Source organism: Pseudomonas baetica (genome assembly GCF_019733355.1).
GTDB lineage: Bacteria > Pseudomonadota > Gammaproteobacteria > Pseudomonadales > Pseudomonadaceae > Aquipseudomonas > Aquipseudomonas baetica_A.
Genome location: NZ_JAIHLQ010000077.1, coordinates 1 through 13,562, shown reverse-complemented (window position 1 = coordinate 13,562; position 13,562 = coordinate 1). Strand labels below are relative to the sequence as shown.

The following is a 13,562-nucleotide window of genomic DNA, read 5'->3' as shown; positions in this document are numbered from 1 at the left end:
CGACGGGTTTGCTTGCGCTTACCGGCGTACTCGAAATCGGAGAAGCTCATCTGACTCATGGGATGGCGGGCTTGTAGAGGGAAGTTGGACGAAGGGCTATTTCAGCACAGGTCAGACGGTCTGTGCTGACTTGATCGGAGAATCCATAACGTCAAAAAACTCTATTGCTCAGAAAATAGGCGTCACCCTAATTGGCGATGCCTGCATAAGCAAATGAGCAAGTCGTGGCGACATCGCCATAACGATTGAGATCAATTCATCGATGCGACGATGTCGATGGGTAATCCAATCAGACGGTGAGAAGCGAGTTGCCATCCATTTCTGAAGGAATAGGCAAACTCAGCATCTGCAATAAAGTGGGAGCGATATCGCACAGTCGACCGCTCTTCAGCCCCACACGATCATGCAGCTCACTAACCAAAATCAGGGGAACAGGGTTCAAGGTGTGAGCCGTGTGTGCCTGACCAGACTCTAGGTCGAGCATTTGTTCGACGTTGCCGTGGTCGGCCGTGATCAAACATTCGCCTCCTACTGAGAGCGTAGCCTCAACCACTCGGCGCAGACAGTCATCAAGCACTTCCACAGCCTTGACTGCGGCATCAAATGAGCCGGTGTGCCCCACCATGTCGCCATTGGCGTAGTTACAAACGATCAGATCGAATGTGCCGCCGGCAATGGCGTTGACCAGATGATCCGTCAGCAGCGGTGCACTCATTTCAGGCTGGAGATCGTAGGAGGCAACATCAGGCGAGGGAATCAGGATTCGCTCCTCACTTGCGAAAGGCTGCTCTCTGCCACCATTGAAGAAGAACGTGACATGGGCGTACTTCTCCGTTTCGGCAATCCGTAGTTGTCTCTTTCCGAGAATTGCCAAATGTTCGCCCAGGCTGTTACTGATGGCCTCAGGAGCGAACGCACATGGGCAGTCCAACTCTTCGGAATACCGGGTCAACGTCAGCAACCGATCCTTTGGCAAAACAAAAGGCCGTTCAAAGGCGTCGAATTCAGGCTTGATCAATGCTTGGGTCAACTCCCTTGCACGATCAGGTCGAAAGTTCATGAAGATCATTGCGTCATTGGGGCCGACACTGACAGGTACCCCAATCGTAGTCGGCTTGACGAACTCATCAGATTCCCCGCGTTCGTAAGCCGCTGACAAGCCCTCAGAAGGGGTTGCCGCTTGATGTTCAGCATCCGCCGAAACAATCAGGCGGTAAGCTGTTTCGATCCGAGGCCAGCGGTTATCGCGATCCATTGCATAGTAACGACCGACCAACGAGACAATCCGTCCAGCGCCCAAGCGAGCGAGTTCACTCTCCAAGGCATCCAGCGATGTCTGCGCACTCTTGGGTGGCGTATCTCGGCCATCTAGAAATCCGTGCACATAGACTTTTTCGACACCCTGCTCAACGAGGCAACCGCATGCCGCGACAATCTGATCGATGTGACCATGAACACCGCCGGGGGAAAGCAAACCCAAGACGTGCACAGCTCCATCGTGCGTTTTTACTCCCTGGAGCAGTTCCAGCAACGCTGGGTTTTTAGAGAACTCGCCATCCGCGAGCGCTTTATCAATCCGGGTCAGGCTCTGGTACACCACCCGACCTGCTCCCAGGTTCATATGGCCTACTTCGGAATTCCCCATCTGACCTTGAGGAAGGCCAACTGCCAGACCTGATGTTTCGATCTGGCTGTTCGGATAGCGCTCAAGCAGCGCATCGAATGTAGGTTTTCTGGCCGCTGCAAAAGCGTTCGACTCAGTCGCCTGACGAATGCCGACACCGTCGAGAATAATCAAAGAGCGCGTAGTCATCGTTCCCCCTAGAAGATGTAGTCGGTGGTCAAGAAACTCGACTCACGATTACGGATGATGTCGCTGACCAATTCTTTGTTGCTCTCCTGGAACTTGGTGGCAACCAGCGTCCGGATGGAAAACACCCGCAGCGCGTCATCGACGGATAGTGTGCCTTCGGCAGAGTTTTTGCGGCCATTAAAAGGAAAGCTGTCCGGACCACGCTGACATTGCGCGTTAATGTTGATACGGCCTACCTGGTTGGCGAAGGCATCGACCAGACGACCAACTTGTGCGGAGTCTTTGCCGAAAATGCTCAGTTGCTGGCCAAAATCGGAGTCGAGGACGTAGTTGATGACGGTTTCCAGATCACGGTAAACCACTACCGGCACCACGGGCCCAAACTGCTCTTCGTGATACAAACGCATCTCGGAGGTCACCGGATACAGCAACGCCGGGTAGAAAAATGTTTCGCAGACTTCCCCCCCTCCGGCATTGACCACTTTGGCGCCTTTGCTGACGGCATCGGCCACAAGCCCCGTTAGAAAATCAGTCTTGCCTGGTTCTGGTAGTGGAGTTAACGCCACCCCAGCTTCCCAAGGCATCCCCGGTTTCAGCTGGGCAAGCTTCTCCTGAAACTTATCCAGGAAGGCATCAACGACCTTTTCATGAACGAAGAGAATTTTCAGTGCTGTGCAGCGTTGCCCGTTGAACGACAGTGAGCCGGTAACGGCCTCAGAAACGGCGTTATCCAGATCAACATCGGGCAGGACGATACCGGGGTTCTTGGCATCCAGGCCGAGTGCACCACGCAGGCGATGCGGCTTCGGATGCAGTTTTTTAAGGTCACTGGCGGTTTTGTGTGTGCCAATGAATGCGAAGACATCGATCTTGCCACTGGCCATTAAGGCGCTGACGGTGTCGCGGCCTCTGCCGTAGATGATGTTGATAACCCCGGTCGGGAAGCTGTCACGAAACGCTTCCAGCAATGGTCGGATTAGCAACACACCGAACTTGGCGGGTTTGAACACTACGGTATTGCCCATGATCAACGCCGGGATCAATGTGGTAAACGTCTCGTTGAGCGGGTAGTTGTAAGGGCCCATGCACAACGTTACACCCAGCGGAACCCGGCGGATTTGTCCCAAGGTGTCTTGTTCAAGTTCGAAACGGCTGGAACGGCGATCCAGTTCCTTCAGGGCATTGATGGTGTCCACAATGTAATCGCAGGTGCGATCAAACTCTTTCTCCGAATCCTTGAGATTTTTACCAATCTCCCACATCAACAACTTCACAACTGCTTCACGTTGCTCACGCATGCGTTTGAGGAAAGCCTCGACGTGGCGAATACGCTCGACCACGCGCATTGTGGGCCAGGTTCCCTGACCACGATCGTAAGCCTGCACCGCAGCATCTAATGCGGTCATGGCAGTCTGTGCATCCAAGAGCGGTGTACTGCCCAAAATGACGGACTCGTGCCCCGACTCTATTTTCAGAGACACAGGACTGCGGACTGGCGCCAACGCCCCGTCCCACAATCGCAGCTCACCATTGACGAGATACTCTCGCTGCTCAATGGCTGGACCTGGGCGATATTCGGCAGGAATTTCATCAGCACTTGGAAACAGTGCTTCCAGACGATTATTCAACGTCATTTTTCATACCTCTGTGCTTGCAACAGGCGCAGGCCGACAGCAGTGATCTGACACCCTGCGCCTACTCATTCAAAAGAACTCGAATTGTAGAAAAGCTCAGGCTGCTGTCTTGTCTTGCGCTGCCGAGCAAATTGCTACGAAGGACATAGCATCCAGAGAAGCACCGCCGATCAAACCACCATCGATGTCGGGCTGGAGGAACAACTGCTCAGCGTTATCCGCCTTCACGCTGCCACCGTACAAAATTCGGCAATCTGCACGAGCAGCGTGATTCTGGGTAGCCAGCCACTGTCGGATGTGTCGATGCACCGCTTGCGCCTGCTCAGGCGTCGCCGTTTCGCCGGTACCAATGGCCCACACCGGCTCATAAGCAATCACGCCTTTCACCAAATCATCGACGCCTACGGCATTCAGCACTGCACTCAACTGTGAGGTGACGATGGCTTGTGTTTCCCCTGCCTGGCGCTGAGCGAACGTCTCGCCAACACACAGAACCGGAATGAGCCCTGCTTGCAGTGCAGTCGAAAACTTCTTGGCCACAAGCGCATCATCTTCGGCATACAGTGCGCGACGCTCCGAATGCCCGACCAACACAAAGCGGCAGCCATTATCGTGGAGCATGTGCGCGCTGACTTCGCCCGTATGAGCACCTGCCAGCTCAGCGCTGAGGTTCTGTGCACCCAACGCAACCTCTGAATCATCGAGCAAATCTGCGACAGCACTGAGATAGGGATACGGTGGGCAAAGTGCGATTTCAACGTTTTCAAAGCGCGAGATCACCGGCAACACGCTACGCAATAACGACGCGTTGGCAGTACTACTACCATTCATTTTCCAGTTGCCGATTACCATCTTTTTCCTGTTTGAAGAGGTCTGCATGGCTCAAGCTGTCCTCTTCAAGAGATCGGTAGCGTTGTAAGGCGCTCGATCCTGCAACGCTTCTTCGATGCGCAACAGACGGTTGTATTTGCCAACTCGATCGGAGCGGCTGAGAGAACCTGTCTTGATCAGCCCAGCGCAAGTGGCGACGGCGAGATCGGCAATAGTAGTGTCTTCGGTTTCCCCTGAACGGTGGGAGATCACCGCGGTGTAACCAGCATTTTGAGCCATGCGTATCGCGTCCAGCGTCTCGCTTAGCGTGCCGATCTGGTTGAACTTGATCAGGATGGAATTACCGATTCCTTTTTGAATTCCCTCGCGCAGGATTTTGGTGTTGGTGACGAACAAATCGTCCCCCACCAATTGCAGGTGACCGAGTTTTTTGGTCAGTCCGGCCCAGCCGTTCCAATCACTCTCGTCCATCCCGTCTTCAATGGATATAATCGGGTACTTGTCGCAAAGCATTGCCAGATAATCGGCGAAGCCTGCCGAATTAAATGACTGGTCTTCACCAGCGAGCACATATTGACCGTCCTCGTAGAACTCAGAAGCAGCACAATCGAGAGCCAAGGTAATGTCCTTACCCAACTCGTAACCCGCATTGCTCACCGCTTCCTTGATAACGATCAGTGCTTCTTCGTTGGAGGCAAGCGAAGGAGCAAACCCACCCTCATCCCCCACCGCAGTACTCAGGCCTCGTTCCGACAGAACCTTCTTCAAGGAATGGAACACTTCGGCGCCCATGCGAAGCCCTTCACGGAACGAAGTTGCTCCGACAGGCTGGATCATGAACTCCTGAATGTCGATGTTGTTATCTGCATGCTCACCACCGTTGATGATGTTCATCATCGGAACCGGCATGCTGAACTTGCCTGGCGAGCCATATAGCTCGGCCAAGTGTTCGTACAAGGGAATGTTCTGGATCTTGGCAGCCGCTTTGGCGGTCGCCAGTGACACGGCGAGAATCGCGTTGGCTCCCAGGAGACTCTTACTCTCGGTTCCATCCAACGCAATCATGACGTTGTCGATTTCGCGCTGGTTCAGAGCATCAAGCCCAATAAGGCACTCGCGGATGGGGTTGTTAACATTTTCGACCGCTCGCATTACGCCTTTGCCCATGTAGCGCGATAGGTTGTCTCGCAATTCGAGCGCTTCACGTGAGCCGGTCGAAGCACCAGAGGGAACGCTGGCGGTAGCACTGACTCCATTCGCGAGTGTTACCACTGCTTCGACAGTCGGATTTCCTCGGGAGTCCAGAATCTCCCGAGCCGTGACTTGTTGAATAAGGCTTATTTTTTCAAGCATGGTTTTGCCCCTTCGGATGGGTCGGAGCTGAAGCATCGTCGCTTTGCAACTTCAGCAACTCCTGCTGCTCCGCATGCTGCTCACGAAAATCGAAATCTCTTGGCCACGATTCGCGATCACAGTTACTCGTCGTGTCGTGGTCTATTGAATTGATCACACTCATCAATGCTTCCTCACTCAGCGAATGGTTTCTCCGACGCAAACCACTCGTAGAGAATTAGTGCCACCCTGCGCGTTGGCGTAGTCGCCTTTCGTGATTAGTACATGATCGCCAGCCTTTACGACGCCACGTCGGGTCAGTTCCGCAATGGCCTTCTCACTCACCAACTCAGGGGTGAAATCATCGCTGTCGAACGGAATGGTGGTGACACCACGGAAAAGCGCGACTCGGTTCTGGGTAGCCAGGTTGCGAGAGAACGCGAAAATGGGCAGGTGCGAGCGAATGCGCGACATCAAACGAGGGGTATCGCCGCTTTCCGTCATGCAGATGATGGCTTTGACGCCATGCAAATGGTTCGCTGCGTACATGGCCGACATGGCGACTGATTCGTCAATCTTGTGGAATACTTGATCGACACGATGCTTGGAGCGATGGGACTGAGGGTGTTTTTCGGCACCGATAATGATCCGATGCATGGCCTCAACTGTCTCGACGGGATAGGCACCGGCTGCGGTTTCAGCGGAGAGCATCACCGCATCGGTACCATCAAGCACGGCATTGGCCACGTCAAACACTTCAGCGCGAGTCGGCATCGATTGAGTGATCATCGACTCCATCATCTGAGTCGCCGTGATCACTACTCGATTCAGTGTACGAGCACGGTCGATAATCAGTTTTTGCACGGCAACCAATTCAGCGTCGCCAATCTCAACACCCAAATCGCCGCGAGCGACCATTACGCCTTCTGATGCTTCGATGATCGTATCCAGAATACGGAGGTCATTTACAGTTTCCGCTCGCTCAATTTTGGCGATTAAACCTGCCTGCCCTCCTGCCTCATGCAGTAGTCGACGTGCCAACTCCATATCGGAGTCATCTCGCGGGAACGAAACCGCCAAGTAGTCCACCTGCATTGCTGCGGCAGTCTTGATATCTTCAAAATCCTTTTCAGTTAGCGCCGAGGCCGACAACCCCCCGCCCTTTCGGTTGATCCCTTTGTTATTCGAAAGTGGCCCGCTGACCAGTACTTCGCAAATCAATTGCGTCGCCTCGACTTTCAAGACCTTGAGCTCAATTCGCCCATCATCGAGCAACAAGATGTCGTCCGGACAGCTGTCGGTAATCAACGCTTCGTAATCGATTCCGACACGCTGTTTATCCCCTGCATTCTTGTCCAGGGAAGCGTCGAGTACGAACTGCTGTCCCTTGTCGAGGGTTACTTTTCCTTCCGTGAAACGCGCGATTCGAATTTTTGGACCTTGCAGATCAGCCAGTACCGCTACAAATCGGCCATGTTTAGTAGCCAACTCACGTACCAACCTGGCACGGGCGATGTGGTCTTCGGCCTTGCCGTGGGAGAAATTCAGACGCACGACATCCACGCCTGCTTTGACTAACCCCTCGATTGCTTCGAATGATTCGGTTGCCGGCCCCAATGTAGCCACAATTTTTGTTCTTCGTTGCATGACAGCCACCACTTCAAACACGTTCGTATGAATAGCGCTCCGTATAAATCAGAAGCCCTGCTTCGCTAACCCATTGAAGGTGCCAAGGGCCTCTAAACGATTTAACGGGCGCTATGGTTTTCTCCCTGGATTATCAACGACCGAAGCTTTCCAGGGCCGATACGATGGCTTTAGTCCAGACGGTCACGGCGTAGGCGCCGGGATCCACGTGCCCCAGAGCTCGTTGACCGATATACGAAGAGCGACCTTTTAGGGGCATCATATTCCGTGTTTCTTCTGCACCTTTCGATGCGGCGGCGTCCGCCTTTTTTGCAACGTCCACAGCCTCAAGCTCATCGGCGCATGCATGCAAAGCCAAGGCTGTTGGCAATAGCGCATCTAACATCGTCCTGTCGCCAAGACTGGCATTTCCGAGGTTGACGATTCCGTCGCAGCCCGCCTGGAGGGCGTTGGCCCAGCTTGACACCGCGTTCAGATTACCGGCCCCGGATAACGCAACTCCGGCCCGCAAAACAAAGACCGCATACAAGGGGCCGGACGTACCACCCAATGCACGGCGCAGAATGGCCGAAATTTGTTGGAGAGCAAATGCGGGCCGTTCAAGGTCCAGGGTGCCGAGTGAATCGTCAATTGCGCGTGCGCCGCGGGCCAGGCTGATACCTATGTCGCCATCACCGACCACGGAGTCCAGCTCCGTCAAGACTTCTTCCTGTTGGCGTAAGGCTAGGGTGACCGACTGCAGAATGGTCTTGAATTGCCTGGCATTGTCGGAGGACCAGGTGCCTCCGATCGAAGCGGATTCTGCAACGGGACCTCTACAAGGCTGACGCGAAATGGTCCGGGCCGGCTCTGTCATTCCGTGCCAAGCCGTCGCTTCAGTAGGCGCTTGCAGACGTAACATAAGGGGGTCATTGACACGCATAAGGGAAATCGAGCAGCCCGCCATTTCCAGTGCGGTGAGAAAGGTGCCGACCATCACCCCTTCTACCTTGATACCATGCTCAATGCATCCCAAGAGTGCCCGACGAGCGACAATGTCCAACTCCTGTGCAGGCGTGGCACCCAGGTTATTGACCATTAGCACCACGCGCTCATCCGCCTGCAAACGCCCTTGGCCAATAATTCTGTCCAACAGCGTCTTAACCATTTCATCGGCACGCTGGATAGGACCTCGGCGTACACCGCTTTCGCCGTGGATACCAAGACCATACTCAACTTCGTCGTCTTCGATTTTGAAGCCAGGTTTACCGGCGGCCGGTACGGTACAGGCGCTTAAGCCCAAGCCCATGCTGAACAGCCCGGCGGCGGCTTTTTCAACTTCACTCTTCACCTGAGAGAGGGAAAGCCCGGCTTCGGCGGCGGCACCCGCCACTTTATGAATAAATACAGTGCCTGCAATGCCTCGACGACCAACCAAACCGCCATCATTGTCCAAGGCTACGTCATCACCCACCACGACCATCTCAACCTGGACGCCCGCCGTACGAGCAATTTCCGCGGCCAGACCGAAGTTGAGTCGATCGCCAGTATAGTTTTTGATGATTAACAACACGCCAGCAGGGCCGGCGACAGCCATAATTGCGCTGAGAACTGCGTCCACGCTCGGCGAGGTAAACACGGGCCCGGCGACCGCCGCGGTGAGCATGCCATGCCCCACGTAACCGGCATGAGCAGGCTCGTGACCCGCTCCGCCACCCGAAACAATACTTACCTTATTGGCAGCTGCAAGCGCCTGACAGTCTCTGCGGACTACGATGTTTTCACCTTCCAGGAGCATTAGATTCTGGTTGGCCAACACAGCGCCTTCCAGCATGTCCTCGACGACGGAATTTGGGTCATTGATGAGTTTTTTCATGGCGGTTATCCGATTGACTGTCACTCACCTGGTTTTACCGATCCGGGGAACTACGTAGGCAGTCGCCGGGCAGTGCAATCACCAGAGGTGACCAATTTTTTATTAGTCGGCGGGCTCAACAAACCACTGCTGATCCTGCAGATACCTTAAAAGCGATGCAGGCCAGAGCAGGGCCAGCTGCATCGACCAACGACATCCGCTGCAAAGCTAGCCACAGCGCGCGATGAGGACTGGAAAAACACCTACTACTCGACTCGAGGTTCGTGCAGCGTTCGAATTGAGACAGGATCATGTTCGAACTTGCCATCGCCAAGAGACCTAAAAGAGATCTCCACAGCCAATCAACGTGTCGCCAAGCACAACAGTGACGCATTTAATTTAGAAAAACAAATCATTTTCGATGCAAAAGCCATCATTCAGTCATCATTGGCGTCATCATCTCCTTCGGACCTACTGTCTACCCACGCAAACTCCTGGGCAACCGGTTCGTTTCAGGGCGGGTCATCGACGTGGATGTGCCATCTGCGCAACGAGGGTGAGCTTTGCTGTGAGGCAGGACGCGCCGCCAATCGTAGACTGATCGACTAGACCGCAGCGGCACCCGAGCGCGAGCTACTCAGACAGCCGCCTCACCCAATCTACCCGACGACTCTCGACTTGACCGGTATCGGAGCTGTATCAGCCAAACAAACGCCCTCCAAAAAATCAGATCCGCGAGATTGTATTTGATGACAAATGATGTAATATCGAAAAAACTAAGCCGTCATTACACGACAAAGGTAGACGCTCGAAAGCCCAAGAAGTCGCAGCAGCGCTGTGGGGCTGATAGAGGCGCAGGAAAGTAGTAAAGGCATCATCAGGATAATGAGCGCATAGCCTCCTCGTCTTAGAACGACTGGGATGAGATGGCGACCAACGGCGATTTTCTAATGTGAGGCCTTGCTGAGCAGGCTATGGAAGTGAAACACGGCATGTGGTCAATGCGAGACATGCTTGTTAAGAAAGGGAGTGCATAATTTCTCGGTGAGCGGTCGCTCGGCTGCCTTTCAGTCGTGCGTCAACAGATGACGAAGTCACTCCAAGGATAAAAAAATAATGAAAAAATTTATCAACAACGTCGACGATTTCCTCGTCGAAACCCTATCTGGCTTCGCGTCTGCACACTCGGACCTGATCGCCCTGAACTTGCAGCCGACATACCTTGAACGCAAGGTCCTGACCCCCGGCAAAGTCGCCCTTGTTTCGGGTGGAGGATCCGGTCATGAACCCCTTCATATCGGCTTTATCGGCCGCGGCATGCTGGATGCTGCGTGCCCTGGCGAAGTGTTCACCTCCCCCACCCCTGACCAGATGATGGCAGCTGCTCAAGCTGTCGATACCGGCGCGGGCGTTCTATTCATTGTGAAGAATTACTCCGGCGACTTGGTCAATTTTGAAATGGCATCCGATATGTCCGATTTGGCAACGGCCACGGTACTGATCAATGACGACGTCGCTGTAGAAAACTCAAACTACACGACCGGTCGGCGTGGTTTGGCCGGTACCGTCATCGTGCAGAAACTAGTCGGAAGCCTAGCCGAAACTGGAGCGGATCTGGAGCACTGCAAAGCGTTTGGGGACCGAGTCAACAAGAACACGGCATCAATGGGTGTTGCTCTGACAAGTTGCATCGTCCCGGAAGCAGGAACCACCACATTCGAAATCGGTGACGATGAAGTCGAAATCGGTGTGGGCATACATGGCGAACCTGGGCGTCGTCGCGACAAACTGATGTCTGCAGACGCCATTACTGCCGAGCTACTGGAAGCCATTTGCAATGATCTACAACCCGCTCAGGGCTCTGAAGTCTTGCTGATTGTCAACGGACTCGGCGCTACCCCCCTCAGCGAACTATATCTGCTCTTCAACTGCGCACAGAAGTGGCTCGACAAAAAAGGGCTGTCAGTGAGCCGCTCGCTTGTTGGTAACTATACGACTGCTCTCGAAATGGCTGGCGCATCGTTCACGCTTTGCATATTGGATGAGATGACCAAGGAACACTGGGACAGTCCGGTGCACACCGCTGCGTTGCGATGGGGTGCTTAGGTTTTTAGCCCAGCTCCTCTCCGTAAAAGTAAATGGCGCCTTCGAGTAAAAACTCATTAGCGCTAGAGATATTTAAACCCGTAAAACAAAAACAATATTGGAGATATCGACATGACATCCTTGCTTGGAGAATTCATCGGAACCGCACTGCTCGTGCTTCTCGGTAACGGCGTCGTTGCTAGCGTGATATTGGCTCGATCGAAGGCGTTAGGCGGTGGCTGGCTCCTTATCACGGTTGGCTGGGCAATGGCTGTATTTATCGCGGTATTCTGCGTTGCACCTTACAACAGCGGCGCGCATCTCAATCCAGCGGTAACTGTCGCACTCGCCATGACTGGCAGGTTCCCTTGGGCCGAAGTTCTGCCCTATATCGGTGTACAAACAGTTGGCGCGGCGTTTGGCGCATTGCTTGTCTGGGCCGCGTACTACAAACAGTTTGGCGAGACCGAAGATGCAGGTACAAAACTCGCGGCATTTTCTACCGGCCCCGCAGTGCGTAACCTCCCTGCAAACATCATATCGGAAGCGGTAGCCTCGTTCGTTCTTGTCTTCGGCATTCTGCAACTGGCGAGCGCCAGTATCGGGCTTGGCGCACTGGATGCCTTGCCTGTTGCGTTACTGGTGATGGGAATAGGCGCATCTCTAGGTGGGGCAACAGGTTTTGCCATTAATCCAGCCCGCGACCTCGGGCCTCGCATCTTGCATGCGCTGTTACCGATCCAGGGTAAGCAAGGAAGCAACTGGAGTTATGCCTGGGTCCCGGTTGTGGGTCCGCTCGTAGGTGGTGCGCTGGCGGCCCTGCTGTACCAAGTGCACATTTAGAAATTGATAAATGGCGGCATTTCCATGCATCGTTGCGCTCCCCACTTGATCAGTTCCTGGTGGGGGGGGGCTGCGATGCTGTCGCGCCACACGATGGTGTTATATTTGAATATTCATCATTTCCACATCAGCCCACGAAAGTCCGAACGAACACAGCTAGCGTTTCGATCACTTTCAGGCCGAATAACCGAAGCCTTTTAATGAAAATGCAACCAATCGACAAATCCCTCTCAACCCCGACAAAGCAGGAGGACTGATGGCAGCCACTCGAGTGAGCATTGCCCGGCTTGCTGGCGTGAGCGTGGCAACAGTCGATCGGGTCATTCGCAACGACCCTGCGGTCCGTCCAGAAACTGTCGAACGTGTCCAAGCTGCTTTGGACAGTTTGCGTAATACCCGAGCCAGCCGAGGACGACCCGCCAAGCACACGTCCATAAAAGTAGCGTTCGTTGTGCCTGTAATCAGGTCAAAATTTGTCGACAAGGTTGAACGTGATATTGCCCTCTCAGCCAGCTTCTTTAGAGAGCACCGGATTACGCCATCCTTCTACCGTTGTGACTTCTCCGATAATTTGAAGACCGCACAACTCTCAGAGTCCCTGCGCGGATATGACTCCGTCGTGCTTTTACCACTGGATTATCCGTGGGTGGATCAGTTCATCGACACGTGTTGCGAGGTAGGAATACCGGTGATAACGGTTTTTTCGGATCGACCGGCGAGCCGACGCGCACTGTTTCTAGGCGCTGACAACCGGATGATGGGGAGAACCGCTGGATTACTGATGGGCAAGTTCACTGCAGGCAGATCTGGCACCGTCATCATTCTGTCTGATTCATCACGTCTTCCGGACCAGAGCGAACGCAGGACCGGTTTCGAACAAATTCTGGAAGAGGATTTCAAACATTTGCGCTGGGCGGTGGAGCCCGACTTCCCCACGGATGAAGAAGAAGCCTATGTAGCGTTAAGAGACGCGCTTCCCCGCTACTCCAACGTTACCGGGGTCTATGTAACACGAGATGGCGCAGCAGGTGTGGCAAAGGCGTTGAAAGACTTGCCCGCAGAACCACCGATCGTATTCATCGGGCACGGCATTTCTGACTCGACACGTGCATTACTGACGGCTGGCGGGATGGACGTAGTACTTGATCAGGACGCCCGCGGGGTGGTGCATGCCGCAGGACTTGCTGCGCTCAATCTGGTTAATGACGTCCGTGGCTTGGCGGGCTCTGTTAGTCAACCCATCCAAATCTACTTCCGTGAAAATGCGAATACTTGAAGATTGTGGCCTGAACTCGCCCTAGAAATTTCACTATCATAGGAACGATGAATACACAACCGCCTCGCCACCGCTGACAAGTGTTTCATAACACGAAACACCTCGGCAGCTCCCCTCTAAGGATTCTCTGATCAAGTCAGCACAGACCGTCTGACCTGTGCTGAAATAGCCCTTCGTCCAACTTCCCTCTACAAGCCCGCCATCCCATGAGTCAGATGAGCTTCTCCGATTTCGAGTACGCCGGTAAGCGCAAGCAAACCCGTCGCG

The 13,562-nt window shown here is 54.1% G+C and carries 10 protein-coding genes; 3 read left to right on the top strand and 7 right to left on the bottom strand.

Annotated features, from left to right (window positions below; all coding sequences use genetic code 11):
• Positions 1-289: 289 nt before the first annotated feature.
• The 7 genes from gpmI to dhaL all read right to left on the bottom strand — a co-directional run bounded on the left by gpmI (position 290) and on the right by dhaL (position 9,112).
• Positions 290-1,813, bottom strand: a complete 1,524-nt coding sequence (gpmI, locus tag K5E40_RS33290) for a 2,3-bisphosphoglycerate-independent phosphoglycerate mutase (RefSeq protein WP_016974319.1) — start codon at positions 1,811-1,813, stop codon at positions 290-292.
• Between the two features lie 8 nt (positions 1,814-1,821).
• Complete coding sequence (locus K5E40_RS33285) at positions 1,822-3,447, bottom strand: NADP-dependent glyceraldehyde-3-phosphate dehydrogenase (RefSeq protein WP_016974318.1); 1,626 nt, start codon at positions 3,445-3,447, stop codon at positions 1,822-1,824.
• Positions 3,448-3,543: 96 nt separating this feature from the next.
• Positions 3,544-4,326: a triose-phosphate isomerase gene (gene tpiA / locus K5E40_RS33280; protein ID WP_016974317.1), complete on the bottom strand. Its 783-nt coding sequence runs from the start codon at positions 4,324-4,326 to the stop codon at positions 3,544-3,546.
• A gap of 3 nt (positions 4,327-4,329) precedes the next feature.
• On the bottom strand, positions 4,330-5,631 hold the full coding sequence (gene eno, locus K5E40_RS33275) for a phosphopyruvate hydratase (RefSeq protein WP_025999882.1): 1,302 nt from the start codon (positions 5,629-5,631) through the stop codon (positions 4,330-4,332).
• Entirely contained in the window at positions 5,624-5,794 is a 171-nt protein-coding gene (locus tag K5E40_RS33270) for a hypothetical protein (RefSeq protein WP_165869905.1), read from the bottom strand. Before K5E40_RS33270 ends, eno begins: the two co-directional genes overlap by 8 nt.
• Before the next feature lie 14 nt (positions 5,795-5,808).
• The gene (gene pyk / locus K5E40_RS33265) at positions 5,809-7,257 is read right to left on the bottom strand and encodes a pyruvate kinase (protein WP_016974315.1); all 1,449 of its coding nucleotides are present in this window, start codon (positions 7,255-7,257) and stop codon (positions 5,809-5,811) included.
• Positions 7,258-7,390: 133 nt separating this feature from the next.
• A complete protein-coding gene (dhaL, locus tag K5E40_RS33260; RefSeq protein WP_016974314.1) occupies positions 7,391-9,112 on the bottom strand; it encodes a dihydroxyacetone kinase subunit DhaL in 1,722 nt (573 codons plus the stop codon).
• Between the two features lie 1,095 nt (positions 9,113-10,207).
• On the opposite strand from dhaL, the gene dhaK reads away from it, so the two are divergent.
• From dhaK to K5E40_RS33245, 3 genes are all read left to right on the top strand, one after another.
• Positions 10,208-11,197 carry a dihydroxyacetone kinase subunit DhaK gene (gene dhaK / locus K5E40_RS33255; RefSeq protein ID WP_016974313.1) on the top strand — a complete coding sequence of 330 codons (990 nt, stop codon included), beginning with the start codon at positions 10,208-10,210 and terminating at the stop codon, positions 11,195-11,197.
• 111 nt (positions 11,198-11,308) lie between these two features.
• Positions 11,309-12,019, top strand: a complete 711-nt coding sequence (locus tag K5E40_RS33250; RefSeq protein ID WP_016974312.1) for an MIP/aquaporin family protein — start codon at positions 11,309-11,311, stop codon at positions 12,017-12,019.
• Between the two features lie 256 nt (positions 12,020-12,275).
• Positions 12,276-13,295, top strand: coding sequence for a LacI family DNA-binding transcriptional regulator (locus K5E40_RS33245; protein WP_016974311.1), 1,020 nt, complete (start codon positions 12,276-12,278; stop codon positions 13,293-13,295).
• The last annotated feature ends 267 nt before the right edge of the window (positions 13,296-13,562 follow it).